Raw genomic sequence first — 26,653 nt, forward strand, 5'->3', positions numbered from 1 at the left:
TCACAATTCCGCAGAGCGAATTGCTCCTCCATGGCGGTCATGCCGCCCTGACAATTTGCGACTTTATCGCTGCCTGCGACTGGAGCATGATCGACAACATCCAAAGCAGCAAGCGTAAAGAATTGCCGTCGGATGGAAACGAAGAGGACGATCATGCACAAGCCGGTCACAGCGCAGCCACAAAATGTCGCGGCCGCACCGTCCGGCCTGCTGGCGCCCGATACGTCAGGCATGAACTTCTACCGCGCCGATCCCGCACTGGCCGATCTCCTGCGCATTCATCTGCCGGACACGTTGTTCCGCCACATCGAGCCGCATCTCGATCGTCTCGGCGAACTGGCCGGCGGCCATCTCGATGAGTGCGCGCGGCTCGCGGACCGGCACACGCCCGTTCTGCACCAGCGCGACAAGTTCGGCCGCGACATGCAATGGATCGAATACCACCCGGCCTATCGCGAGCTGGAGAACGCCGCGTTCGGCGAGTTCGGCATCCACGCGCTCTCGATCCGCAAGGGCATCATGGGCTGGCCGGACAAATATCCCGTCGTCGCCAAGCACGCCTTCACTTTCCTGTTCAACCAGACCGAATTCGGCATGGGCTGCCCGATCAACGTCACCGACGGCTGCGCCAAGCTGCTGGCAAGTTTCGGCAGCGAGGCGCTGAAGGCGAAATATCTCGACGGCCTGACCTCGACCGACATGAGCAAGCTGACGCAAGGCGGCCAGTTCATGACGGAGAAAGAGGGCGGCTCCGACGTCGGCACGCTGACCACGCGCGCGGTGCAGGAGGGCGACCACTGGCGTCTCTACGGCGAAAAATGGTTCTGCTCGAATGCGGATGCAAAGGTCGTGATGTTGCTCGCGCGCCCCGAAGGCGCCGGCCCCGGCACGCGCGGCGTCGGCCTGTTCCTGATGCCGCGCTTCCTCGACGACGGCTCGCAGAACAACTACCGGATCGTGCGGCTCAAGGACAAGCTCGGCACGCGTTCGATGGCGTCAGGTGAGATCAAGCTCGAAGGCGCCGTCGCCTATGCGGTCGGCAAGCTCGACCGCGGTTTCGTGCAGATGGCCGAGATGGTGAACTCGTCGCGTCTCTCCAACGGCGTCAAGTCCACCGCGCTGATGCGCCGCGCCTATCATGACACGATGACCGTGGCGACAAATCGCGTGGTGTTCGGCAACCGCATCATCGACTTGCCGCTCGGGCGCCGGCAGATGTTGAAGATCATGCTGCCGGTCGAGCAGGCGCTCTCGATGAGCTTTCTCACTGCCGATGCGCTCGACCGTGCTGAAGCCGGCAGCCAGGATGCCGCGGCGCTCCTGCGCATCCTCACCCCGACGCTGAAATTCCGCGCCACGCGCGATGCGCGAAAGGTCTGCGGCGATGCGCTCGAGATGCGCGGCGGCATCGGCTATATCGAGGAATTCGCCACCGCCCGCCTGCTGCGCGATGCGCATCTCGGCTCGGTTTGGGAAGGCACCGGCAACATCGTCGCCATCGATGCGCTGCGGCGCGCGGTCGGCCGTCACGGCGCTGAATCGGCGCTCGCGGCCGATCTGCACGCCCGGCTCGACGACAGCGCCTCCGTGCCGCAGGCTTGGCGCGACCGTCTGCGCGGCCTCGCCGATCGCGCGGTCGGCTTCGCACGCGAAGTCGCGGCCAAGTCCGAGAACGAGGCGGATGCGCGCCGGGCCACCAGCCTGCTCTATCATGTCGCCAGCGCGGTCGCGCTCACATGGGAGGCGCATTGCATCCACGCCATGCGCGGCGATGCGCGCCGCCTGCTGCTGTCGCGCCTCGTGGTCGACCATCGCGTGCTGCCGAGCGATCCGTTCCGGGTGACGGAAAATCCCGCGCAAGCGAAGATCGCTGCCCTGCTACTCGGCGATCGCGCAGGCAGCATGAGCGAGGTTGGCGAGCTGGTTCTGGCGGCGTAGGCTGCTTTCACCTCTCCCTTCGGAGAGGTGAAGCCCCCGAGCTCAACGAAAATCATAACAGTGAGGAAACCCAATGAAGGCCGCCGTCCTCCATGAAGTCAACCAGCCGCTCGTCATCGAGGATATCAGCCTGCCGAAGCCTGGCCCGCGCGAGGTGCTGATCCGCACTTCGGTGGCCGGGCTCTGCCATTCCGATTTGCATTTCATGGAAGGTCTCTATCCGCATCCGCTGCCCGCGGTGCTCGGCCACGAATCCGCCGGCGTGGTCGAGCAGGTCGGCTCGGACGTCACCTACGTCAAGCCGGGCGACCACGTCGTCACCTGCCTGTCCGTGTTTTGCGGCACCTGCGACAACTGCACCACGGGTCGCACCGTGCTCTGCACCGACACGACGGTGAAGATGATGCCGGGCGTCTCGAACCGGATGCAGTGGTCCAGGCCGGAAAAGCTGCACCAGTTCCTCAACCTCTCCTCCTTCGCCGAGCAGATGCTCGTGCACGAGAATGCCATCGTCAAGATCCGCAAGGAGATGCCGCTCGATCTCGCCGCCCTGATCGGCTGCGGCGTCATCACCGGCTACGGTGCGGTGGTGAACACGGCGAAGGTGACCGCCGGCGAAACCGTGGCCGTGATCGGCTGCGGCGGCGTCGGCATGGCGGCGATCAACGGCGCACAGATCGCCGGCGCCGGCCGCATCATCGCCATCGACACCAATCCGGCCAAGCTCCAGCTCGCGACCAAGTTGGGCGCGACCGACATCATCAATCCGGCTGACGGCGACGTGGTGAAGCAGGTTCGTGACCTCACCAATGGCGGCGTGCATCATTCCTTCGAGGTGCTCGGCCGAAAGGAAACCGCGGAGCAGGCGTTCGGCATGCTTGCTTCCGGCGGCACTGCCACCATCGTCGGCATGATTCCGTTCGGCCAGAAGATCGAGCTGCACGGCTTCGACTTCCTGCGCGAGCGCAAGATCCAGGGCTCGTCGATGGGCTCCAACCACTTTCGCGTGGACATGCCGCGCCTGGTCGACTTCTACCTGCGCGGCCGCCTGCATCTGGAAGACTGGATCTCGGCCAAGCTGAAACTGTCCGAGATCAACGAGGGCTTTGCCAGCATGAAGGCCGGCAAGACGCTGCGCAGCGTGATCGTGTTCGATAGCTAGCGCAAGTGAGGCGCCGGGTCCGGGCCGTCGGCCGAGGCGCAACGCGATTCCTTGACGAGCAGCAGCGTCATCGCCGTGGCAAGTCCCGCGGCGAGCATGTAGGCGGGGGACACGTTCAAGCCGGCACCTGCAAACAGCAGATAGGAGAACAATCCCGCGGTCGATGCGGCGAAGCCGAGCCAGGCAAGCCTCGGAAGGCGAAATCCACGCTCGCCGCCCCGGAGATCAAGCACGAGATAGAACACGAGAAAGGTGTTGCAGAGCGCCGCCGGCAGCAGACCCATGACGATCCCGCTCTCGAACGCGAGGTAGGATAGCACGCCGTCGACCTGGGCAATCACCGCGAACGGCAGATAGCGCAGATTGAGGCAGGCCAGGGCAATGCACGCAAGTTCGAACCCATAGAAATAGCGCTCGTGCATCTTCGGGAGCAGGTACGGCATGAGGATGAGCGATACACACGCGATGAGGAGAATGAACTCCGGTCCCTCCCGCTTGGCGTTCGCGATGAAAATCGACAAGGCAAGCCCGCTCGCAGCCGCGAGCACCAGGCCGGCGGCGACTCCGATCGCATACGGCGTGCCGCCGGCGAACACCCAGAGGTTCGCGGCATTCATGGACAGGCGATGAAAGGTGTGAGCCTGGTCGAGGTAGATCCCGAGCACTGACACCAAGGACCTGCCGGCGACGAGGACCGGAATGGCAAGGATCACATAGACTGCCGGAATTGCGGCGAGCCATGCCAAGTGGATCCTGCGGCGCAGAATCATGCCCAGTACGAAGGGTCCCAGGAATATGCCCTGGGCCTTCACCGAGAAAGCCATCGCGAATGGCAGAATGCCATTTCGGTCCCGCATGAACATCGACACGGAAATCAGCGTGAAGAAGGCCCAGATCGAATCGGCCTGCCCCCACATGGCGCCGTTGAACAGCACCGTCGGTGCAAGCCAGACTGCACAGAAGGCCAGGGACGTGCGCAAGGGCAGCTTCGTAAATCGCCAGACCATCCGGGCCACGACGATCGCGCAACCGAACTCGAAGATGGTCGAGATCATCTTGACGAGGGAAAGCGGCTGGCCCAGCCAGTCGAATCGGGCGGCAAGCAGCAGGAAGTAGCTGTAAATCGGGGTGTAGTTGGTGAAAGCTTCGGCGAGGCCGCCAAGGCCATGATCCCGCGCGAAGCCATACCACGTCAGGTAAAAAATAGCGTCGTCGGTCGCATGCTCGCGGGCGAGGTAGCGGAGCACGAGGCCCACAAACGCGCACACGACCGCTGCGGAAACCGGAATGCGCCATTGCTCAGACAGCGTCTTGTCCGGATCGGCGCAATGATAGGATGTGCGGAGCCCGCCGTTCTCGACAGTGTCTTTTATCACGCAATCACTCTTGCCGGATTTGAGCGGTCCTCGCCGCGAGTTCAGAGGCACTCCGCGTTTCGCAGCGAATCCATAGCCACGCCCCCGGTTACGAGACAGGAGGCGTCATGCTGTGACCTGCAATATCTACGGGGAAACAATTGCCGGTTGTGTAAATGCGGGGTGTGCTGGTTGCACATCGCGCGCGGAAGAGATTGTTTGGTTACCGATTGCTTTAGGAGCAGTCTCGAAAGGCCCGAGGGCCGCACACTCCGGGCTGGAACCATTTTCGCGCGGTTCCGGCACTCTCCCTGGCGGCACCTGTTGATGAGGCGGCACGATCGCCTCGCGGGCACCGAGGCGATAACTAATCATCAAACATCTGCGGCGGCACGAATCCGCCGAACTCGCGCTCGATCAGCTCGGCGAGCTTCAGCGGCGTGCGGTCCTCGAGGAAGGGCCCGACGATCTGCACGCCGACGGGCAACCCGTCCTTGGACAGGCCGAGCGGAACGGCTGTCGCCGGCAGGCCCGGAAGCGTCGCGATGCCCGGCCAGGTGAGCTGGTCGGAATAGGGATAGTCCTTGCCGTCGATGCTGATCGTTCGCAGGTCCTGCTCCGGCGAATGGTCATGCGGATAGGCCGGCGTCGGCATGATCGGGCAGATCACCGCGTCGAAGCTCTTGAACAGCGCACGCCATTGCGCGCGCAGCCCGGCGCGGCTACCTGCGTCGAGCACCCAGGTGCGATGACTTGCAATCGTGCCGCGCAGCCGCTCCGCGCCGAGGCTCCGGTCCTCCGGCGACAACTCGCTCGCCCGCGTTTGCGAATCCGCGAGCACCTCGGGCAGGAAGAACGCGCCGAGAAAGCCCAGCAGCATGCGCATGTAGAGCCGCGACGTCTCCGTGAAGTCCGGGAGCAGCACGCTCTCGCGCGCGACCGTCACGCCGGCTTTCGTGAGATCGGTTGCGAGCCTGTCGATCGCGCCGCGCACGTCCCGGTCGGTCGGCAGCAGCGGGTGGCTGTCGATCACCAGGACGCAAAATTCCCGCAGCGACTGATGCCGTGCAACAGGCAGATCGAGCTTGTAGGCGATGCCGGCTTCCAGCGGATCCGGTCCGGCCATGACGTCGAGCAATAAGGACAGATCCGCCGCCGTGCGCGCCATCGGACCGATGACGGCGAGGTCGTTGTCGCGCGGAATGGCTGGGAACGGCGGCGGGGTCTCGCCACGTGCTGCGCAGAGATTGAGGGTCGGCTTGTGAGCGAAGACGCCACAATGAAACGCCGGCACACGCAGGGAGCCGCCGATGTCGGAGCCGGTGGCGAGCGCGCAATAGCCCGCGGCGAGAGCCGCGGACGATCCTCCGGACGATCCGCCCGGTGTTCGGCCGAGATCATAGGGGTTGTTGGTGGTGCCGTAGATGTCGTTGTAGCTCTGCCAGTCGCCGAGGCCCACCGGCACGTTGGTCTTGCCGAGGATCACGCCGCCGGCCTGCTTGATGCGCGCCACCGGCAGCGCGTCTTCCACAGGCACGAAATCCTTCTGGGGAACGAATCCCCAGGTTGTCGGCAGGCCGGCGATGTTGAAGGATTCCTTGATCGTCACGGGCAGGCCGAGCAGCGGCTTGCGCTCGCCGCGCGCCAGCGCCGCGTCCGCCGCGCGCGCCGCAACGAGCGCGCGCTCGAAATCGCGCACGCAGATCGCATTGATCTTGCCGTCGTGCCGTTCGATGCGGCCGATCGCATCCCGCGTGAGCTCGACCGCGGAGACCTTCTTTGCGGTCAGCGCGGCCGACAGCTCGACGGCGCTCTTGAAACTCCATTCCGATTTGGCCACCGCGCATCTCCTGTTCTTCTTGTCAAAGGATGATGCGCAGTTTGGCCGAATGCCGCAACCGCCGTTTGATGGCGATTGATGTTGGAATACTGGATAGCCTGCCTGCGCGGGGAATGACGCCGCGGTGAAGGTCGCTACGCCGCCCCGATCACGATTCCGACCGCAAGCACGATCGCGCCGCCGAGCACGATCTGGAACACGGCCTGGAGGAACGGCGTGTCCATGTAGCGCGAGCGGATGAAGGCGATCGCCCACAATTCGAAGAACACGACGACGCATGCAATCGCGGTGGCGATCCAGAACGCGTTGGCCCAGCTGTCGGGAACGAGATAGGGCGCGGTGTGGCCGAGCCCGCCGAGCGTGGTCATCGCGCCGCAGGTGATGCCGCGCAGCCAGGGCGAGCCGCGTCCGGTGAGCGAGCCGTCGTCGGACAGCGCTTCCGCAAAGCCCATGCTGATGCCGGCGCCGATCGAGGCGGCGAGGCCCACCAGGAACGTCTGCCAGTTCTGGTGCGTGGCGAAGGCGGCGGCGAACAGCGGCGCCAGCGTCGAGACCGAGCCGTCCATCAGTCCAGCGAGGCCGGGCTGCACATACTGCAGCACGAACATCCGGCGTCGCGTGCGGTCTTCCTCGGCGCGAACGTCGGGCTTCAGGATCTCGTCAGTGAGTTTCGCGGCGGTATGCTCATGAGCCTTCTCGGCTTCGGCGAGATCGCCGAGCAGCCGGCGCACATTGACGTCCTCGGCCTGGTCGGCGGCCTTCGCGTAGAAGCGCTCGGCCTCCAGTTCCATGGTCTCGACTTCCTTCCGGATCGTGTCGAGCGGCAGGTTCTTGGTCAGCCAGATCGGGCGGCGGCGCAGGAAGCCCTTGACGTCCTCGCGGCGGATCGGCGGCAGATGCTGGCCGAAGCGCTGCTCATACGTTTCCAGCAGCATGTGGCGATGGCCGCGCTCCTCCTCGGCCATCTGCTCGAACAGCTTCGCCGAGTCGGGATAGCGCTCCTTCAGGTCCTCGGCGAAGGTCATGTAGATGCGGCTGTCTTCCTCCTCGGAGGAGATCGCAACCGCCAGCACCTCGCGCTCGGTCAGATCGGCAAAATTCTTCACGGCCGGCCCACCATCACTTTAGAATAGTTCTAAATTATATAGGGCGCGGCGGTTCCCCGGTCAAATCAGGCGGTGCCGGCTCTGGTGAGGAAGTCCAGCAGCAAGCGGGTGACCTCGGCCGGCTGCTCCTGCTGCACCCAGTGGCCGGCGCCATCGACGAGATGGCAGCCGAGCATCTTCGTGCATGCGCCCTTCTGCATCGCCTCGAACACGCCGGGACGCTGATAGGTGCCCCAGTCCTGCTTGCCGGAGATGAAGCAGGAGGGCACGTCGATGCTGCGGCCGGCAAACAATTGCAGCTCGCTGTTGAGCGAGCCCGACGTGCCGTAGCGATACCATTGCAGCCCACCCTGAAATCCGGTGCGTCCGTATTCGGCGCTGTAATAGGCGAGATCGCTGTGGGGCAGCCAGCGATTGGCAGCGATCGCCGCGGGCGAGGGCATCTCCTTCGCCACCGTCTCGGCCATGGTCTCATGCAGGTCCATCACGTAGTAGGTCGGCAGCTTCGCAAGCTCACCCGCCGACCATGACTCGAGCGGATACGGCTTGTTGTTGGTCCAGTCGGCACTCTTGTGGTGGTAATAGGCCCGCAGGAAATCATGCACGCCCTGGGGAGCGTGCTGCATGTCCGCGTTCGCCTCGCGCGTCGAGTAGTACCATTGATAGTGCTTTCGCGGTCGCGGCAGCGCGGCAAGCTCGCGATGAACGGGGTCTTCGGCCGCAGGCTTTGCCGGCGTGTCGACCGTGCCGAACGGCAGCGGCGGCGATCCGCCGAACGGCGCGCTCATCATCGTCACGGAGCGAAACACATCAGGCCGGATCAAGGCGCACCAGGCTGCGACAGGGCTGCCGAAATCATGGCCGACCACATCGACCTGCCTGTAGCCGAACGCCGACACCAGGGCGAGCGCATCGCGCACGAGATTGAGCAGCGAGAAGGGGGCGAGATCGCCGTCGTACTCCGCACTCCATCCCGTCGTGCGCCCATAGCCGCGCTGATCCGGCGCGATCACGTGATAACCTGCGTCTGCCAGCGCCGGCATCACCTTGCGCCAGGAGAACGCAAGCTCCGGAAAGCCGTGCAGCAGCAGGATGCAGCGCCGTCCCCTGGTCTCGAAGCCGGCCTCGAGCACATGCATGCGCAAGCCGTTGATGCCTTCGACATGACGCGAGCGGATGCCGGCTGGCAGGGGGATGTTGGGAAGATCGGCCATGATGTTTCCTCGTCATGGCCGGGCTTGTCCCGGCCATCCACGTTCTTCATTGAAGTCGGATTGTAAGAGCGTGGATGGCCGGGACAAGTCCGGGCATGACGGAGCCTGGAAGTCTACGGAACGTTCTTAAACGGCCGCACACACGAACGCGTTGCCCTTGCGCCGGATCTTGCCGACCGACGGCGAGGGGAAATGTGCCGTGCAGCACAGCGTGTCGGTGTCGCAATAGCGCTCGAGAAAGCTGCGGCGCGTCGTGGCTGCCTTGGCCGGATCGACATCGAACTTGATCGACAGCTCCGGATAGAGCGTCTGCAACGGCGAGTGCATGAGATCGCCGGAGAACACCGCCTCGTCCTTGCCGCGACCCATCGTGAACGCGACGTGGCCCGGCGTGTGACCGGGCGTCGGCAGGATGCGGACGTGATCGCCGATCTGATGGTCGTTGCCGACGAGTTCGTGGCGCCCGGCTTCGACCACCGGCAGCACGCTGTCGGCGAAAGGCGGGATCTCCGCCTTCGCATTCTGCTCGGACCAGTGGTCGAACTCCTGCTTGGCGAAGACGTAACGCGCCCTGGGGAAGGTCGGCACCCAGCGGCCGTTCTCCCGCCGCGTGTTCCAGCCGACGTGGTCGACGTGCAGATGCGTGCACATCACGAAGTCGATGTCTTCCACCGAGAAGCCGGCCGCGTTCAGCGCGCGCAAATAGGTGTCGTCGGTCTTCATGTTCCATTTCGGCCGCTGCGGCCGCGGCTTGTCGTTGCCGATGCAGCTGTCGATCAGGATGGTGTGGTGCGGCGTCTTCACGACGTAGGACTGGAAGCACAGCAGCAACACGTCCTGCTCGTCCAGCGCCCGGGCCTGACGCATCCATTGTCGATTCTCGGCCAGCACCTCCGCAGTCAGTCCCGGCAGCATTTCCAGCGCAGGGACGAAGGAAGTCTCCTGCTCGATGACGCGATGGATGGTGAGATCGCCGACTGAGAACTTCAGGCTCATGAGAACTCCCGGGATTTACGCGGCCGGCGGCACCGAGATCTTCACCGAGGGTCGCTCCAGCATCTTCTGGTGGAACGCGTCGAGCTTGGGATAGGCCTTGCGCCAGCCGCAATCGGCGAAGCGGAAGTCGGCGTAGCCGAGTACGCAAACGAGGCCGATCTGCGAGATGTCGAACGGGCCGTTCAGCACCTCCGGCATGTTCTCGAAGCGCGCCATGCCGGTCCAGGCCCTGTTCCAATGGTCGTCCGACCAGGCCTGCCATTGCGAGCCCTGCGGGCGCACCATCTTCTCGTAGCGGCACAGCAGCATGGAATCGAGCATGCCGTTGATCAGCGAATGGTTGGTCTTGGCCTTCCAGCGCCGCGGACCGTAGTCGGGGATCAGGCTGCCCCCGGCCATCTCGTTGAGATATTCGACGATGACGTACGAGTCCAGGATGACGTCGCCTTCGTTGGTGATCAGCACCGGCAGCTTCTTCAGCGGTGTGATGCGCGAATAGTCCTCGTTGGCCGTGCCCGGCGTCACGGCTGCGGGCACGAACTCGATCTTGTCGATCAGCCCGAGTTCGATCGCGGCAATGCGCACCTTGCGGGCGAAGGGCGAGGCGGGGGAGAAGGTGAGCTTCATGGAAAATGTCCTGCGGAGCGACCGGCAATTGGTTTTCGTCATTGCGAGGAGCGAAGCGACGAAGCAATCCAGACTGCCTCAGCGGAAAGAGTCCTGGATTGCTTCGCTTCGCTCGCAATGACGGTGGAGGGGCGGAAGCTTCCGCCTACGCCGCGATGATCTCCTGGCGCTGCTCGCCGAGGCCTTCGATGCCGAGCGTGACGATGTCGCCGACATTGAGGAAGGTCGGCGGCTTCATGCCGAGGCCGACGCCGGGCGGGGTGCCGGTGGTGATGATGTCGCCCGGCAGGAGCGTCATGAACTGCGAGACGTAGGAGACGCACTTGGCCATGGAGAAGATCATGGTCTTTGTCGAGCCGGTCTGCCGGCGCTGGCCGTTGACGTCGAGCCACATCGACAGGTCCTGCACGTCCTTGATCTCGTCCTTGGTGGCAAGCCACGGACCGAGCGGGCCGAACGTGTCGTGCGACTTGCCCTTGGTCCACTGGCCCAGGCGCTCGATCTGGAATGCGCGCTCGGAGACGTCGTTGCAGACGCAATAGCCGGCGACATGGTTCAGCGCGTCGGCTTCCGAGACGTATTTTGCGCGGGTGCCGATGATGGCGGCGATCTCGACCTCCCAGTCGAGCTTGGTCGAGCCGCGCGGCTTCTCGACCGGATCGTTCGGGCCGGACAGCGAGGTGTTGGCTTTCATGAAGATGATCGGCTCGCTCGGAATATCGGCGCCCGTCTCCTTGGCATGGTCGCTGTAGTTGAGGCCGATCGCCACGAATTTCGAGATGCCGGTGACGGGCGCACCGAACCGCGGCTTGCCGGAAACGGCGGGCAGGGACGCGGGATCGAGCGCCGCCAGCTTCTTCAGGGACTCGGGCGAATAGGCTTCGCCGGTGAGGTCCTTCACATGCGCCGACAGGTCGCGCAACTGGCCGGATTTGTCGATCAGGCCGGGCTTTTCCGCACCCTTCTCGCCGTAACGAACAAGCTTCATTCTCGTTTCTCCCTGCAGATTGGACCGGTCGGTTAACAGCTTCATGGAACAGGGCGGCAGGAAATTCAACCGCCCAAAACAGAGATCACCCCAGCGCTACGAACCTGAACGCGTCCCCCTCCCGCCTGATATGCCCGGCCGAAAAATGTCCGCCGATCACCAGCGTCGGCGTGTCGGCAAAGCGGCCGAACAGTGCTGCCCGCGTCGCGGCCGATTGCGCCTGGTCGGAATCGGCGGTCGAGGACCAGTCGAGATGGGCCATCTGGCAGGGGTGATGCGCGACGTCGCCGGTGAGCAGGGCCTGTTCGCCGTCCGACTGGATGAGGATGCTCATATGGCCGGGACTGTGGCCGGGGGTCGGGATCATGCTGATCTCCTCGCAGAGCCGATGATCGCTCGGGATCAGGTCGGCCCTGTCGGCATCGACGATCGGCTGCACGGAATCGCCGAACACGGCCTGCTTGTCCGGCTCAGTCGAATGGTCGCGCCAGTATTCGTATTCGGTCCTGCCGAAAACGTAGCGCGCCTTCGGGAAGGTCGGCACCCATTTGCCGCCCGACAGTCTCGTATTCCAGCCGACATGATCGACATGAAGATGCGTGCACAGCACGGTGTCGATGCTGTCGGGCGCAAAGCCCGCCGCCGTCATGGTCTCCTGGAACGGCGTGCTGCGGTTGTTCCAGGTCGGGACGTTGCGGCCCTGCTTGTCGTTGCCGAGGCCGGTATCGACCACGATGCGCTTGCCGGGCGTTTCCACGACCAGCGAATGGATCGACATTTTCAGCCGGCCTTCTTCCGTGGCGAAATAGGGAATCAGCCAGGGCAGCTTGCAAATCTCCTCATTGCTCGCGAGCGGCAGGATGAAACGGGTCGAGCCGACCGTCTCCAATTCCACCACTTTGGTGATTTTGACCTTGCCCACCTGCCACTGCATCCGGCACCTTCCCATCTTCTTTTTGGTGCCGAAACATGCGGTTTTCCGCCGTCAAGCGCAATGGATCATCTGACGCGATGCGGCGTTATCGCGGGAACCCTGGAGAGAGCCATGCCGGAGCTTACGATTTCCGCTGAGAAGGTCGCCTTCATCATCGAGAAGGCGCGTGAATTCGACGTCAAGGAGGGGGCTTCCGATCCGGATTCCGGCTCGAACCCGAGCGATGACGATGCGGTCGATGTCCTCGATGACGATGGCTCCGACCCCGTCGTCAACGAGCTCGGAAGCTTCATGATCGCCTTGAACGAGGACGAGCAGGTCGATCTCGTCGCGCTGACCTGGCTTGGTCGCGGTGACGGCACGATCGATGATTGGGACGATCTGCGCGCCCGCGCCGTGGAGGCGCGCGGCGAGTATCGCAGCCCGCGCCGCGAAACGGTGCACTATCTGCTCGGCGAGCCGATGCTGGGCGACCTGCTCGCCAACGGGCTCGAGGAATTCGGCATCGACTGGACCGGCGAGCGCACGACGCCGGATTCGTCTGCCCTGAGCCAGCAGGACGAAGACGAGCCGACGAAGCAGCGGTGAATTCCCAAGCACATGGTCATGGCCGGGCTTGACCCGGCCATCCACGTCTTCATCGCGTCGTACCAAGAACGTGGATGCCCGGGACAGGCCCGGGCATGACGATCTTCCGCAGGTCTGCGCCGTCCTGGAACGCGACGAAGGTATCTTACAGCGTTCCCGGGAAGGCCCCACCATCCAGCAAGATGTTCTGCCCGGTGATGAAGCCGGCCTTGGCACCGCACAGGAAGGCGCAGGCATAGCCGAACTCGTCGGGCTGGCCGAAGCGGCCGGCCGGATTGAGCTTGGCGCGCTCGGCCAGGATCTGCTGCGGCGTGACGCCACGCTTGTCGGCTTCGCCCTTCGCTGTGCTGGTCAGGCGATCGGTCTCGAACGGGCCTGGCAAGAGACCGTTGATGGTGACGTTGTTGATCACCGTCTTGCGCGAGAGGCCGGCGATGAAGCCGGTGAGCCCGGCGCGCGCGCCGTTGGAGAGGCCGAGGATGTCGATCGGCGCCTTCACCGCGGCCGAAGTGATGTTGACGATGCGGCCGAACTTGCGCGCCATCATGCCGTCCACCGTCGCCTTGATCAGCTCGATCGGGGTGAGCATGTTGGCATCGATGGCCTTGATCCAGTCGTCGCGAGTCCAGTTGCGGAAATCGCCGGGCGGCGGGCCGCCGGCGTTGTTGATCAGGATGTCGGGCTCGGGGCAGGCCTTCAACACCGCCTCGCGGCCGGCCGGTGTCGTGATGTCGCCGACGATTTCGGTGACCGTCACGTCAGGGTAGGCCTTTCGGATTTCATCGGCGGTTTTCTTCAGGGCTTCGGCGCCGCGCGCTGTCAGCGTGACGTGAACGCCGGCGTCCGCCAGCGAGATGGCGCAGGCGCGCCCGAGGCCTTTGCTGGATGCGCAGACGATGGCGCGGCGACCTTTGATCCCAAGATCCACTGTTTCACTCCCGTAATGTCAGGCAGGTATTGGACGGCGGCCACCTTAGCCAACCTCGGTGCCGCTGATAAGGGATGCGTTCGCATCAAAATGCATGGCGCGCCCGCGCGGCAATGCAAATGAGCAGGCATGATCCGGACCCGAAGGGCGCGTTAGCGAAAAGGTGTGCGATGGGCTTGTCGAGAAGATCATGCCCAAACGGCGGCGCGCGATCTTGTCACGCTTCAGATCCGCTGTTCCTGCTTGAGGCGGTTGATCGCGGAGGCGGCCTCCGGCGGCAGGGACTTGAAGCCCAACTGGCCTGCCGTCGAGAACAGCGGCCGCAGATGCGAGCCGGCGAGAAAGGGCGGCTGGCGGTTGTCCGGCACGATCTGGTCGAACACCAGCACCAAGGTGGTGGCGACGAGGCCGACCCTGATGGCGCCGAGCGCGGCGCCGCCGAGCCGGTCGCCGATGCCGGCCTCGCCGATGGTGTCGTTCAGTGCGATGCGCCCGATATGACCGAACAGCATGCCGACCACCACGAAGATGCCGAAGAACCAGATCCAGTTCTGCAGCAGCGGTGAGTTTGGATTGCCGGCAATCTGCGGTGCGATCAGCGGCATCAGCGCAACCGCGATCGGCGCGGCGAGCAGATAGGCGAGGATGGTCATGGCGCTGCGCAGCAGCCCGGTCCTGAAACCGAAGCCGACTGCCACGGCGAGCGCGGCATAGACGGCAAGATCGAAAGTGTTCATCAGCACAACCCTGCCTCGACGGAACGAGTGAACGCCGAACCGATCATTCCGGTTTCAGATCGCTAAAATCGTCTGTATTGATGGCCTCAAAGCTCGCGGGATCGCGCCCGAGGAGATCCACGGACATCGCCAGGGAAATCATCATGTCAGACCTATTCGACGTCAGTAAAGAAACCATCCTCGTCACGGGCGCGAGCCAGGGGCTGGGCCGGCAGTTTGCGCGGGTGCTGGCGGCGCATGGCGCATCCGTCGCGCTCGCCGCGCGGCAGACCGACAAGCTGAAGAGCCTGGAGGAGGAGATCCGTGGCAAGGGCGGCCGCGCGGCCGCGGTCGCGCTCGATGTCACCGACACGGCCTCGATCGCCAGGGCTGTCGACGCCGTCGAAACCGCGCTCGGCCCCGTGACGGTGCTGATCAACAATGCCGGCATCGCCATCGAGAAGCTCGCGACCGAGCAGACCGAGGCGGACTGGGACGCGGTGATCGGCGCCAATCTCAAGGGGGCCTATTTCCTCGCGACGGAAGTCGCGCGGCGCATGATCGCGCGCAAGCAGGAAGGCAACATCGTCAACATCGCCTCCGTGCTCGGCACCGGCGTGCTCAAGGCGGTCTCGCCCTACGCGATCTCCAAGGCCGGCATCATCCAGGCGACGAAGGCGATGGCGCTGGAACTGGCGGGGCAGAACATCCGCATCAACGCGCTCGCGCCCGGCTATATCGATACCGAAATGAACCATGCGTTCTGGTCGACGCCGGCAGGCGAGCGCCTCGCCAAACGCATCCCGCAGCGCCGCGTCGGCGCCGAGTCCGATCTCGACGGCGCGATCCTGCTGCTGGCGTCCAACGCGTCGCGCTACATGACGGGGAGCGTCATCACCGTCGACGGTGGCTTTCTGCTGAACTGAGAAGCTGCCGCATACTCCGCCCTCATCCTGAGGAGCCGCGAAGCGGCGTCTCGAAGGATGAAGATGGAGTGCGGGGCGCGTCCTTCGAGACGCGCGCAAGGGCGCGCTCCTCAGGACGAGGTCGGAGCAAGTGGCGCGGCCCCCAGCTCGGCGTGGCCCTAATTCGCCCGCATCTCGCCCCGAATCATATCGGCCGCCTTCTCCCCGATCATGATGGTCGGCGCATTGGTGTTGCCGCCGATCAGGGTGGGCATGATCGAGGCATCGACGACGCGCAAGCCTTCAACCCCGTGCACCTTCAACGCCGGATCGACCACGGCCATCGCATCCGTCCCCATCTTGCAGGTGCCGACCGGGTGATAGACGGTGTCGACGCGTTCGCGCAGCACGGCGCGGATGTCGTCGTCGGTGTGCACATTAGACGTGAACATGTCCTTCTTCTGCAAGGCGCGCAGCGCCGGTGTCTCCATCAGGCGGCGCGTGGTCTTGAAGCCCGCGACCATCGCTTCGATATCCTCTGCCTCGCCCAGAAAATTCGGATCGATCATCGGCGCTGCGAGCGGATCGGCGCTCTTCAGCCATACGCTGCCGCGGCTCTTCGGCCGCAACAGGCAGACATGGCACGAGAAGCCCGCCTCCTTGTGCTTCTTGCGGCCGTGGTCGTCGAGCATCGCGATGACGAAGTGGAGCTGAATGTCGGGTATGTCGAGGTCGGGCCGGCACTTCAGGAAGCCGCCGCACTCGGCGAAATTGGTGGTCATCAGGCCGCGCCGTTCACGGCGATACCGCTGGATGGCGCGGAGCAGGGACGGCAGCCGGCCGAGCGAGGCGTGAACGAAATGGGGATAGTCGGAGGCGTAGACGAACACGAAATCCGGATGGTCCTGCAGATTGCGCCCAACGCCGGGCAGATGATGCACGACGCCAATGCCGTGCGATCGAAGCGCCTCGCCGTCGCCGACACCCGACAGCATCAGCAATTGCGGTGACTGGAAGGCGCCGGAGGCCAGGATCACCTCGCGGCGTGCGCGCAACTTCCTCGTCTGCTTGCCCTGCAGATATTCGACGCCGACCGCGCGGCTGCCTTCGAACAGGATCTTCGTGGCGTGCGCGCCGGTCTCGACGCGCAGATTCGTGCGCTTGCCCAGGTGGGGATCAAGATACGCACGCGCCGCGCTCCAGCGCTCGCCATTGTGCTGCGTCGCTTGGTAGCTGCCGAGTCCTTCATGGTCTTCGCCATTGAAGTCCTCGCGGATGCGAAACTGCGCTTCGCGCGCGGCCTGATGGAAGACATCATGGATCGGATTGTCCGTGCGCAGCCTGTTGACATGCAGCGGCCCGCCCTTGCCGTGATATTCGCCGTCGAAATCGGCGTTGTTCTCCGAGCGCTTGAAGTAGGGCAGCACGTCGGCATAGGACCAGCCGGCATTGCCGAGCGAGGCCCAGTGGTCGTAGTCCCATTTGTGGCCGCGGATATAGACCATGGCGTTGATCGCCGAGGAGCCGCCGAGGCCCTTGCCGCGCGGCTGATAGCCGATACGGCCATTCAATCCCTTCTGGGGTACGGTATCGAAGGCCCAGTTGGCCGTTTTGTATGGCAGGGCAAGCCCGAATGGCGTGGTGATCCGCCAAGTGTCGTTCCGTCCGCCGGCATCGAGCAGCGCCACGGATGTCCCTGCATCCTCCGACAGCCGCCCCGCCACGGTGCAGCCGCCCGAGCCCGCGCCCACGACGACGAAATCGAATGTATCGGTCAATGTTGTTTCCCCCTATCGTCATTCCGGGCGATGCGGAGCATCGAACCCGGAATCTCGAGGTTCCGGGTTCGCTTCGCGCCCCGGAACCACTGCTCCTACGACATGAACCGCATCAGCTTCTCCAGCCGCGCGATCTTGCCGCCATAGGGCGGATAGAGATCGGCGAGGCGGTTGAACCGGGAGCGGTAGAACACCGGCTTCAGCTTGCTGAAGGTCTTGAAGCCCCATTCGCCGTGATAGGCGCCGGTGCCGGATGCACCGACTCCGCCCATCGGCTGGTTGATTTGCGTGAAGTGGAACAGGCAGTCGTTGATCGTGACGCCGCCGGAGACGGTGCGCGCCAGCACCTCGTCGCGCGCGTTCTGGTCGCTGCCGAACCAGTACAGCGCCAGCGGCCGGTCGCGCGCGTTGACGAAAGCGATCGCCTCCGCCGGGTCGCGATAGCCGAGCACCGGCAGCACGGGTCCAAAGATCTCCTCCCGCATCGCCGCCATCGCTTCGCTCGCGCCGACGATCAGCGTCGGCGGGAATTTGCGGTGCGCCTTCCAGTTGGGATCATCGGGCTTTGCCGGCTGCAGGATTTTTGCGCCTCGGCTCGCCGCATCCGCGACGAGACCTTCGAGCCGGGCATAGTGCCGGTCGGAAATGATGGAGGTGTAGTCCTTGTTCGAGGGATCGGTGCCGAACATGCGCCGCATCTGCGCGCGGACCTTCTCGGCGAAGGCCTGCAACGACCCCTCCGGCACCAGCACGTAGTCCGGCGCGATGCAGGTCTGCCCGGCATTGAGCAGCTTTCCATAGGCGATGCGTTCGGCCGCCTCGTCGAGATCGGCGGAAGCGTCGATGATCGCGGGCGACTTGCCGCCGAGTTCGAGCGTGACCGGCGTCAGATTGCGCCCGGCGGCCTCCGCGACCAGCCGGCCGACCCGGGTCGAGCCGGTGAAGACCAGATGATCGAACGGCAGGCTCGCGAAGCCCTTGGCGATTTCGTCGTCGACGCCGGTGACGAGCGCCTCCGTTGCATCGAATCGCTGCGCGACCGTCTCCTTCAGCAGCGCCGAGAAGTGCGGGACCAGCTCGCTCGGCTTGATGATGACCCGGTTGCCGGCGGCGATGGCGCCGATCGCGGGTGCGAGCGTCAGCTGGAGCGGGTAGTTCCACGGCGCGATGATGCCGACGACGCCGAGCGGCTGCGGCATCAGCCGGTTGCGCGCCGGCAGGAATTGCAGGGCGGTCGCGACGCGCTGCGGCGCCATCCAGGTCTTCAGGTGCTTGGTGGCATGCCGGATCTCCGAGAACACCAGCATGGTCTCGGCGATGGTGGTCTCGACCGCGCAGCGGTGGCCGAAATCGGCCGAGATCGCCTGCCGGAAGCGCTCCTCGTTGTCGGCGACCACGGCGCGCAGCCGCGCCAGCCGATCGAGCCGCTGGGCAAGATCTGGCGTCGGTTCGGTCCGCGTCCGCGCGACCATGGCATGGAAGCCATCCTCCAGCGCCCGCAGCGGGACGCTCGTCAGGGATTTGTCCACGGCGTTCCTCCCTCGTCCGGCGTTTCAGCCTTGATCTCGTTGCCGCAAAGCTGGCCCTTTGCGGAACTTCTGGCAAGTCCACGCCAAAGAGGCCCGAAATCGGTCTATCCGCCTGTCATAAAGTCGAAAAAAACGTTCCCGCAGCCCTTTCCAAAGCCAGCCCGCCTTGATACATACGCCCCGCACCCGACGGGCTTTGCCCCGGGTCGCCTTCCAAGGAAGCCTTTGGGACGGAAGCAGCAAGCCACGCGAACAGCGCGGCCCTCAATCCACCGTCCCCGGGATTTAACCGAAGGCGTGCAAGTGTTTAACGCGGGGTGGAGCAGCCCGGTAGCTCGTCAGGCTCATAACCTGAAGGTCATAGGTTCAAATCCTATCCCCGCAACCAAATTCGGATTGACCGGATCCGATACGAAAGTGGCCCGCATCAGCGGGCCATTTCTGTTTGGGCACAGCATGAGCGATGACTGCTCCAAGGCGGGATTGCTCAGCCCAGCGAAGGGGCGCGCCGCTCAACGCACGCCAATCGAGCCTGTGCAGAAGCGAGCGAAAGGGCGATGAGTTGAGCTGACTGCGCTCCCGCCCAGTCAGGGCCGCCGCCGGCACGATCCTGCCCGACGGATCAACTGAATCCTTCAGCCAAAACAAGGGCATCGCTACTGTGCATGGGGTTGTTTCGATCCTCTTGAATCGCTGGCCTTCGCGCGTCACGCCAGGAACGCACGAAACCGCCGCAGCGCGATCACGAAGAAGACGCTGCCGATCACGGCGAGCGCGAGGAGTTGCGGCCACACCGACTCCAGACCCGCGCCGCGGAACAGGATCGCCTGCGCGAGCATCACGAAGTGCGTATTGGGCGCCGCCAGCATGATGTCCTGGACGAATTGCGGCATGCTCTCCCGCGGGGTCATGCTGCCCGACAGCGTCTGCAGCGGCAGCAGGACCATCATCAGCAGCATTCCGAACTGAGGCATCGATCCGGCGACGGTGGCGAGGAAGATGCCCATGCTGGTGGTCGCAAACAGCTGCAGCGCTGCGCCGAGCAGGAACAGCGCGACCGAGCCGTCGATCGTGACCGCCAGCCATCCCTTGACCACGAAGACGATCGACAGCGTCGAAGCGGCCAGCACCACCAGCCCCATCGACCATACCTTGCTGACCATGATCTCCAGCGGCGTGACCGGCATCACCAGGAGGTGCTCGATCGTGCCGTGCTCGCGCTCGCGGATCAGCGCCGCGCCGGTCAGGATGATCGAGAGCATGGTGATCGAGGTGATGATCTCGTCGATGGCTCCGAACCAGGATTTCTTCAGCTCCGGATTGAATCGGGCCCGCAGCGCCAGCTCGATCGGCGCGGTCTGCGCATTGCGCGCCCGCGCCAGGAACTCGGCGATTTCCGCGCTGACGATCTGCTCGATATAGCCGCCGCCGTTGAACGCCTGCGAGATGCGCGTCGCATCGACGTTGAGCTGGATCGTCGGCGATTTGCCCGCCAGCAGGTCGCGCTGGAAATCGGGCGGGATGTTCAGCGCAAACGTGTCGAGCCCCGCGTCCATCCGCCGGTCCATTTCATATTGCGAGATCAGGCGCGGCTCGGAAAAGTACGGCGGCGTGAATGCCAGTTCGATGCGGCTGGAAACCGGGGACCGGTCCTCGTCGACGATGGCGATCGCGGCGTGGTTCAGGGTTTCCGGCAGCGCTTTCGCGCCGGCGTAGATTGCCAGCGTGAACGAATAGACGATGAGCACGAGCAGCATGGGGTCGCGCACCAGGCCGCGCAATTCCTTGACGCCGAGCTGAAACACGTTGTCGAAGCGCATGGTCAGCGAGCCTGTTTCTTCAGCAGCATTGCGCCGGCCGCCATCAGCACGGGCACCATGATGGCGAGCGCCAGCAGATCGTTGTGGAGGGTGTCGAAGCCGAGGCCCTTGGAGAAGGTGCCGCGAGAGATCGTGACGAAGTAGGTGGTGGGATAGAGCCGCCCGATCGCGGCCCCCAGGCCCTGGAGCGAAGAGACGGGATCGATCAGGCCGGAATACTGGATGGCGGGAATCAGCGTGATCAGCACGGTGCCGAACAAGGCCGCGATCTGGCTGTTCATGAAGGCCGAGATCACCAGCCCCAGGCCGGTCGTGGCCGTGACGTAGAGCAGCGCGGCCAGCGCGTAGGTCGGAAAGCTCCCGGTGAAGGGGACGCCGAAGACGGTGAGCGCGAAAGCGACCAGGAGGAGGAAATTGGCGAATGCCAGCACGACATAGGGCAGCTGGATGCCGAGCAGGAATTCCAGCCGCGTCACCGGCGTGACGTAGAAATTGACGATCGATCCGAGCTCCTTCTCTCGCACCACCGCGAGTGCGGCGAGCACTGCCGGAATCATGACCAGCAGCAGCGGGATGATGCCCGGGGCCATCGCTACGACGCTGATGACGTCTGGATTGTAGCGGTAGCGCAGCTGGAGCTGGTAGGCGCCGGCGATTGCCGCATCGCCATAGAGCTCGCGGCCTTTTTGCGCGAGCCAGCTCGCGTGGATCGCCTGTGCGTAGGAGCGCAGCGTCTCGGCCCGCGTCGGATTGGCGCCGTCGACCCAGGCGCCGATCTCGACGTGGCGGCCGCGGCTGACGTCGCGGCCGAAGCCCGGTGGCAGCTCGATGGCGAGGCCGATCTCGCCGGCGCGCATGCGGCGGTCGAGATCGGCGTAGTCGGTGATGGGGGGCTTCTCGGTGAAATAGCGCGAGCCCGCGATCTGAAGGCTGTAGTCGCGGCTGATCGCGGTGTCGTCGCGGTCGAGTACGGCGAAGGTCAGGTTCTCGACGTCCATGCTGATGCCGTAGCCGAGCACGAACAGCAGCAGCACGCTGCCGAGGATCGCGAGCGTGGCGCGGATCGGATCGCGCCGCAGCTCGAGTGTCTCGCGCCGGGAATAGGCGAGCATGCGCGTGGGATTGAATCTCGCGGTGTGCTTGCGCGGAAGCGCCGCGGTCTTCGCGGGCGCCGGCGATCCGACCGCAGGCGGTCCGGCTGAGTCCCCGCTATCGGCGATCGCCTCTTCGAGGCAGGCGATGAAGGCCTGCTCCAGTGTGGCGGTGCCGTGCGCGGCCACGATCGCGGCGGGCGTGTCCGACGTCAGCACCTTCCCGGCATGCATCAGCGAGATCCGGTCGCAGCGCTCCGCCTCGTTCATGAAATGAGTCGAGACGAAGATGGTAACGTTGTCCTTGCGGGAAAGCTCGGCCAGAATCTGCCAGAAGCGGTCGCGGGCGACGGGATCGACGCCGGAGGTCGGCTCGTCGAGGATGAGGATATCCGGCGCATGGATCATGGCGACCGCCAGCGACAGCCGCTGCCGCAGCCCGAGCGGCAAGGCATCGGGCAGGGCATCGACGACATCGGCAAGATCGAACCGGGCGATCATCTCGCGGATGCGCGGGGCGACTGTGTCCGCCGGCAGCTCGAACAGTCGCGCATGCAGATCCAGGTTCTGCGCGACCGTGAGCTCCGAATAGAGTGAGAAGCCCTGCGACATGTAGCCGATGCGCCGCCGCACCGACATGTCGCGGGCATCGATCGTGTTGCCGAACAGTCGCGCAGTGCCTTCGCTGACGGGCAGGAGGCCGGTCAGCATCTTCATGGTCGTGGTCTTGCCGCAGCCGTTCGAGCCGAGAAAGCCGAAGATCTCGCCCTTCCTGATGCGGAAGCTGACGTCGTCGACGGCAACGAAGCCGTTGAACCGTCGGGTCAGGTGGTCGGCTTCGATCGCTATCTCCTCGTGACCTTCGCCGCGCGGCGGGATGACGACATTGATATGGTTGCTGCGCTCCGTGTCGGGCAGGAGACGGATGAAGGCCTCATCGAGCGTATCGGCGCCGGTCTGCCGTTTGAGTTCGGCGGGCGTGCCGGTCGCCAGCACGCGACCGGCGTTCATCGCGATCAGGAAATCAAACTGCGCGGCCTCTTCCATGTAGGCGGTCGAGACGATCACGCTCATGCCGGGACGGCTGTCGCGGATCGAGGCGATCAATTCCCAGAACTGGCGGCGCGACAGCGGGTCGACGCCGGTGGTCGGCTCGTCCAGGATCAGGAGCTCGGGATCGTGGATCAGCGCGCAGCACAGGCCGACCTTCTGCTTCATGCCGCCGGAGAGTTTTGCCGCCGGCCGGTCGGCGAAGGGCGTGAGGCCGGTGTCGCGCAGCAGACCCGCGATCCGCCTGTTCCGCTCCGCCTTGTGGTGTCCGAACAGGCGACCGAAGAAGTCGATGTTCTCGAACACCGACAGCGTCGGATACAGGTTCTTGCCAAGGCCCTGCGGCATGTAGGCGATGTCGGGGCAGACCATGCGGCGGTGGCGCGCGCTCGCCATGTCGCCGCCGAGTACATGGATACGGCCCTGCTGGATCGCGCGCGCCCCCGCGATCAGGGCGAGCAGGCTGGATTTGCCGACGCCGTCGGGGCCGATCACCCCGACCATGCAACCGGACGGCAGGTCGAGCGTGATGGATTCGAGCGCCCGGGTCTTGCCGTAGCTCAGGCCCACGCCGTCCAGCTGCACCACGCTGCCGATGGCAGCCGGTGCTTCGGTTGCGGCCGCCGTGCTCATCGCGTCAGCTTGATCTGGAGATTGTCCGGCCATTGCGCGGCCGGATCGAGCCGTACATAGGCCATTCCGGGCAGGCCGGTCTTCACATGCTCGATGTTCCGGCGCAACAGATCGGGCGCAATATGCGCCTTGATACGGAACATCAGCTTCTGGCGTTCCTCCTCGGTCTCGACCGTCTTGGGCGTGAACTGCGCGACGTCGGCGACGAAGCTGGCTTTGGCCGGGATCACATATTGCGGGATGGCGTCCAGCACGAGGCGAACTTCGGCTCCGATCGCGACGCGGCCGGCATCGACCGTCGGAAGGAAGAACGTCATGTAGACGTCGCCGAGATCGACCATGTTGAGGACGCGGCCGCCGGCGGCGAGCACCTCGCCGGGCTGGGACACGCGATACTGCACGCGACCGTCGCGCGGCGCCTTCAGCACGCTGTCGTTGAGGTCGGCGTTGATGCTTTCGATCGCGGCTTTGGCCGCGTCGACCGCGGCGCCGGCATCGATCACGAGGGCCCGCGCAGAGCTGATCGCAGCTTCCGATGCCGCGACCTGGGCCTGCGAAGCAGCCAGCGCCGCCTTCGCCGTTGCGTTGGCGGAGCGATCGTCGTCCAGGACCTGCTGGGACACCGCACTCGTCTTGATCAATTGTTCCGACCGGTCGAGCTTGCGGCTCGTGGTGTCGAGCTGGGCGATGCGCTGGTCGACCACGGCTTCCGCGGCCTTGCGTTCGGCCTCGCGCTGGTTCACCAGGCTCTTCGCGGTCTCGACATTGATCATTGCGCGCTGGAGCTGCGCTTCCGCCTGGCGGCGCTGGGCCTGCAGCTGCTCGGTGTCCATGCGTGCGAGAACCTGGCCCGCGCTGACGAAGTCGCCTTCGTTGACCAGGATCTCGCGGATTCGTCCCGGCGTCTTGGTGGCGATGTCGATCTCGACGGCCTCGATGCGGCCGTTCCCGCGGGCGAAACCCGGTGGCAGCGCGTTGGTGTCGCGGTGCTGCCAATAGTAATAGCCGCCGCCCACAAGCAGGATGGCGAGCGCGGCGACAACGCGACCCGGTGTAAAGTTCATCTGTTCATAACGCCGTGCGGCGGCGCCCATTGTTGAGACACGAACGCCCGGCCGCTGATCGCGCGGAAGGGCAGACTCAACATTGCAGCGAATTCCGCATCGCAACTTGATGCAGATCAGCCCGCGGTGCGAGGCGTCCTGCCTCTATTTTGGGCCTGCCCTCATGACCGCTCGTCCGCCTCGAGCGGACGAGCGAGACTCGCTGAACGGATTACTGTCGGCTCGATTCGTGCCGTATTACTTCACCAACGGGCAACCACCGTCCTTCAGCGGGCGGAACGCCTGCTCGGCGGGAACTTCGGCGAGCAGCTTGTAGTAATCCCACGGCCCCTTCGATTCCTCCGGCTTCTTCACCTGGAACAGGTACATGCTGTGCACCATGCGGCCGTCCTCGCGCAGAGTGCCATTGTCGGTGAAGGCGTCCCGTACCGGCAGCTCGCGCATTTTGGCCATCACGGTCTTGGTGTCGCGGGTGCCGGCGGCCTGCACCGCCTTGAGGTAATGCAGGGTCGCACTGTAGGTGGCGGCCTGGTTCATGGTCGGCATGCGCTTGACGCGCTCCATGAAGCGCTTGCCGAAAGCGCGGGTCTTGTCGTTGAGGTCCCAATAGTAAGCCTCGGTGACGATCAGCCCTTGCGCCAGCTTGAGTCCGAGGCTGTGCACGTCGGAGATGAACATCACGATCGCAGCCAGGTTCTGGCCGCCGGCGACGATGCCGAACTCGCCGGCCTGCTTGATCGCGTTGATGGTGTCGCCGCCGCCGTTCGCGAGGCCGATGATCTTGGCCTTGGAAGCCTGGGCCTGAAGCAGGAACGAGGAGAAATCCGCCGTGTTGAGGGGATGCTTGACGCTGCCCAGCACCTTGCCGCCGGAGGTCTTCACGACGTCACCGGTGTCGCGCTCGACCGAATGGCCGAACACGTAGTCCGCGGTCAGGAAGAACCAGGTGTCGCCGCCGTTCTTGACGATGGCGCTGCCGACCGTGTGCGCGTTGGCGTAGGTATCGTAAGTCCAGTGCGCGGTATAGGGCGAGCAGGACTTGCCGGTGATGTCGGAACTGGCTGCATCCGTCACGATCATGATCTTCTCGTACTGCTTCGACAGCTCCATCACCGCAAGCGCGGTCGCCGATGTCGGCAGATCGATGATCATGTCGACGCCTTCGGTCTCCCACCATTTGCGCGCGATGGTGGAGGCGACATCGGGCTTGTTGAGCACGTCGGCACTGAGCATCTCGATCGGCTTGCCGAACATCTGCCCGCCAAAGTCCTCGATCGCCATTTTGGTGGCCTCGACGTTCCCCATGCCGCCGATGTCGGAATAGACGGACGAGAAGTCGGAGAGCACGCCGATCTTGAGCGGTGCCTGCTGGGCCGAGGTGGGGGTGATCAAGGCAGCCGACAGCAATCCGGCCGCAGACACGAGTGCCGCGATAGGTCTCATTGGTACGTTTCCTCTTATGCGGGGCTATTTTGTCCCTTTGTCCGACAAAGCTAGAACCACGTTCCGGCAGAGTCAATTTCTTGCGTCCGAGGCTCAAATGCGAGAGTTTGACGCATTCTCCGGACAGGCATACAGTTTGTCGGACAATCGCCAATGGAGTTTGATGTGCCTGTCGCTCCGCTGTTTCGTCCGATCGATGTCGCGCCCGCCTATCAGAAGGTCGCCGACGCCATCGAGCGCGAGATCGTCAATGGCCGCATCAAGCCGGGCGATCCCATCGGCACCGAGCACGATCTGGTCCGCCAGTTTGGCGTCAATCGCTCGACCATTCGCGAGGGCATCCGCGTGCTGGAGGAGGGCGGGCTGATCCGGCGCGATTCCTCGCGCCGCCTGCACGCCTGCCTGCCGCGCTACAGCAACCTCGCGAGCCGCCTCAGCCGCGCGCTGGTCCTGCACGAGGTTACCTTCCGCGAACTGTACGAGGCTTCGATGACGCTGGAGGTCGCCAGCATCGAGGGCGCGGTGGAACGGGCGACGGAGGAGAACATCGCCGAGCTCGCCGGCAATCTCGCGCGCAGCGAGGCCGTGGTCGGCGATGCCGCGATGCTGGCCGAATGCGATGCCGAATTCCACGTTCTGGTCGCCAAGGCCTCGCAGAACCGCGTGCTCCAGCTCGCGCGCGAGCCGGCAGCGCAATTGTTCTATCCGACCACCGAGATGATCGTGACCGGTGTCGCCGAAGGCGGCCCGCGCCTCGTCGCGGCGCACGGCCATCTCATCGACGCGATTCGCCACCGCGACCGCGAGGCCGGCGTGCTGTGGACGCGCCGGCACTTGCAGGACTGGCGACGCGGCTTCGAGAAGATCGCTTCGCTCGATCGCTCGGTCGAGCACATGTACATGGAGCACGCGCAGGCGGTTCGGCGCAGATAGCGCAAGATTTCAAAC

At 64.6% G+C, this 26,653-nt stretch carries 21 protein-coding genes and 1 tRNA gene; 6 read left to right on the forward strand and 16 right to left on the reverse strand.

The window, feature by feature from the left end:
- Window positions 1–153: 153 nt before the first annotated feature.
- Both ACYCVF_RS20990 and ACYCVF_RS20995 read left to right on the forward strand, forming a co-directional pair.
- Entirely contained in the window at window positions 154–1,938 is a 1,785-nt protein-coding gene (locus ACYCVF_RS20990) for an acyl-CoA dehydrogenase family protein (protein WP_459599543.1), read from the forward strand.
- Window positions 1,939–2,011: 73 nt separating this feature from the next.
- A complete protein-coding gene (locus ACYCVF_RS20995; protein WP_459599545.1) occupies window positions 2,012–3,100 on the forward strand; it encodes a Zn-dependent alcohol dehydrogenase in 1,089 nt (362 codons plus the stop codon).
- Here the strand turns inward: ACYCVF_RS20995 and ACYCVF_RS21000 are convergent.
- The 8 genes from ACYCVF_RS21000 to ACYCVF_RS21035 form a co-directional block, all read right to left on the reverse strand.
- Entirely contained in the window at window positions 3,097–4,476 is a 1,380-nt protein-coding gene (locus ACYCVF_RS21000) for a hypothetical protein (protein WP_459599547.1), read from the reverse strand. The two genes, ACYCVF_RS20995 and ACYCVF_RS21000, sit on opposite strands and share 4 nt — an antisense overlap.
- A gap of 346 nt (window positions 4,477–4,822) precedes the next feature.
- The gene (locus ACYCVF_RS21005) at window positions 4,823–6,295 is read right to left on the reverse strand and encodes an amidase (protein WP_459599549.1); all 1,473 of its coding nucleotides are present in this window, start codon (window positions 6,293–6,295) and stop codon (window positions 4,823–4,825) included.
- A 134-nt stretch (window positions 6,296–6,429) separates the two neighbouring features.
- Window positions 6,430–7,401, reverse strand: a complete 972-nt coding sequence (gene mbfA, locus ACYCVF_RS21010; protein ID WP_459599551.1) for an iron exporter MbfA — start codon at window positions 7,399–7,401, stop codon at window positions 6,430–6,432.
- Between the two features lie 65 nt (window positions 7,402–7,466).
- Entirely contained in the window at window positions 7,467–8,615 is a 1,149-nt protein-coding gene (locus ACYCVF_RS21015) for an alpha/beta hydrolase (protein WP_459599553.1), read from the reverse strand.
- A gap of 126 nt (window positions 8,616–8,741) precedes the next feature.
- Complete coding sequence (locus ACYCVF_RS21020) at window positions 8,742–9,611, reverse strand: MBL fold metallo-hydrolase (RefSeq protein WP_459599555.1); 870 nt, start codon at window positions 9,609–9,611, stop codon at window positions 8,742–8,744.
- A gap of 15 nt (window positions 9,612–9,626) precedes the next feature.
- Window positions 9,627–10,238, reverse strand: coding sequence for a glutathione S-transferase family protein (locus ACYCVF_RS21025; protein ID WP_459599557.1), 612 nt, complete (start codon window positions 10,236–10,238; stop codon window positions 9,627–9,629).
- 145 nt (window positions 10,239–10,383) lie between these two features.
- On the reverse strand, window positions 10,384–11,226 hold the full coding sequence (locus tag ACYCVF_RS21030) for a fumarylacetoacetate hydrolase family protein (RefSeq protein WP_459599559.1): 843 nt from the start codon (window positions 11,224–11,226) through the stop codon (window positions 10,384–10,386).
- Window positions 11,227–11,311: 85 nt separating this feature from the next.
- Window positions 11,312–12,160 carry an MBL fold metallo-hydrolase gene (locus tag ACYCVF_RS21035; protein WP_459599561.1) on the reverse strand — a complete coding sequence of 283 codons (849 nt, stop codon included), beginning with the start codon at window positions 12,158–12,160 and terminating at the stop codon, window positions 11,312–11,314.
- A 111-nt stretch (window positions 12,161–12,271) separates the two neighbouring features.
- Between ACYCVF_RS21035 and ACYCVF_RS21040 the strand changes: the two genes are divergently transcribed.
- A complete protein-coding gene (locus ACYCVF_RS21040) occupies window positions 12,272–12,748 on the forward strand; it encodes a DUF3775 domain-containing protein (protein ID WP_459599563.1) in 477 nt (158 codons plus the stop codon).
- Between the two features lie 145 nt (window positions 12,749–12,893).
- Here the strand turns inward: ACYCVF_RS21040 and ACYCVF_RS21045 are convergent, their stop codons facing one another.
- The gene (locus ACYCVF_RS21045) at window positions 12,894–13,676 is read right to left on the reverse strand and encodes an SDR family oxidoreductase (protein ID WP_035669603.1); all 783 of its coding nucleotides are present in this window, start codon (window positions 13,674–13,676) and stop codon (window positions 12,894–12,896) included.
- Window positions 13,677–13,900: 224 nt separating this feature from the next.
- Window positions 13,901–14,413, reverse strand: a complete 513-nt coding sequence (locus tag ACYCVF_RS21050) for a CvpA family protein (protein WP_459599566.1) — start codon at window positions 14,411–14,413, stop codon at window positions 13,901–13,903.
- A 143-nt stretch (window positions 14,414–14,556) separates the two neighbouring features.
- Between ACYCVF_RS21050 and ACYCVF_RS21055 the strand changes: the two genes are divergently transcribed.
- Window positions 14,557–15,318: an SDR family oxidoreductase gene (locus ACYCVF_RS21055; protein WP_459599568.1), complete on the forward strand. Its 762-nt coding sequence runs from the start codon at window positions 14,557–14,559 to the stop codon at window positions 15,316–15,318.
- Between the two features lie 158 nt (window positions 15,319–15,476).
- Here ACYCVF_RS21055 and ACYCVF_RS21060 read toward each other — a convergent pair whose 3' ends face one another.
- Window positions 15,477–17,075, reverse strand: coding sequence for a GMC family oxidoreductase (locus ACYCVF_RS21060; protein WP_459599570.1), 1,599 nt, complete (start codon window positions 17,073–17,075; stop codon window positions 15,477–15,479).
- Between the two features lie 95 nt (window positions 17,076–17,170).
- The gene (locus ACYCVF_RS21065; protein ID WP_459599572.1) at window positions 17,171–18,604 is read right to left on the reverse strand and encodes a coniferyl aldehyde dehydrogenase; all 1,434 of its coding nucleotides are present in this window, start codon (window positions 18,602–18,604) and stop codon (window positions 17,171–17,173) included.
- Window positions 18,605–18,915: 311 nt separating this feature from the next.
- On the opposite strand from ACYCVF_RS21065, the gene ACYCVF_RS21070 reads away from it, so the two are divergent.
- Window positions 18,916–18,992, forward strand: a tRNA-Met gene (locus ACYCVF_RS21070).
- Between the two features lie 319 nt (window positions 18,993–19,311).
- On the opposite strand, the gene ACYCVF_RS21075 is transcribed toward ACYCVF_RS21070, so the two are convergent.
- The 4 genes from ACYCVF_RS21075 to ACYCVF_RS21090 form a co-directional block, all read right to left on the reverse strand.
- On the reverse strand, window positions 19,312–20,424 hold the full coding sequence (locus ACYCVF_RS21075) for an ABC transporter permease (RefSeq protein WP_459599574.1): 1,113 nt from the start codon (window positions 20,422–20,424) through the stop codon (window positions 19,312–19,314).
- Between the two features lie 2 nt (window positions 20,425–20,426).
- A complete protein-coding gene (rbbA, locus tag ACYCVF_RS21080; RefSeq protein WP_459599576.1) occupies window positions 20,427–23,198 on the reverse strand; it encodes a ribosome-associated ATPase/putative transporter RbbA in 2,772 nt (923 codons plus the stop codon).
- On the reverse strand, window positions 23,195–24,262 hold the full coding sequence (locus ACYCVF_RS21085; RefSeq protein ID WP_459599578.1) for an HlyD family secretion protein: 1,068 nt from the start codon (window positions 24,260–24,262) through the stop codon (window positions 23,195–23,197). Before ACYCVF_RS21085 ends, rbbA begins: the two co-directional genes overlap by 4 nt.
- Window positions 24,263–24,499: 237 nt before the next feature.
- The gene (locus tag ACYCVF_RS21090) at window positions 24,500–25,705 is read right to left on the reverse strand and encodes an ABC transporter substrate-binding protein (RefSeq protein ID WP_459599580.1); all 1,206 of its coding nucleotides are present in this window, start codon (window positions 25,703–25,705) and stop codon (window positions 24,500–24,502) included.
- Window positions 25,706–25,870: 165 nt separating this feature from the next.
- Between ACYCVF_RS21090 and ACYCVF_RS21095 the strand changes: the two genes are divergently transcribed.
- A complete protein-coding gene (locus ACYCVF_RS21095; protein ID WP_459599582.1) occupies window positions 25,871–26,638 on the forward strand; it encodes a FadR/GntR family transcriptional regulator in 768 nt (255 codons plus the stop codon).
- Window positions 26,639–26,653 lie beyond the last annotated feature (15 nt).

The sequence above is a fragment of the Bradyrhizobium cedriense genome, from assembly GCF_054602315.1.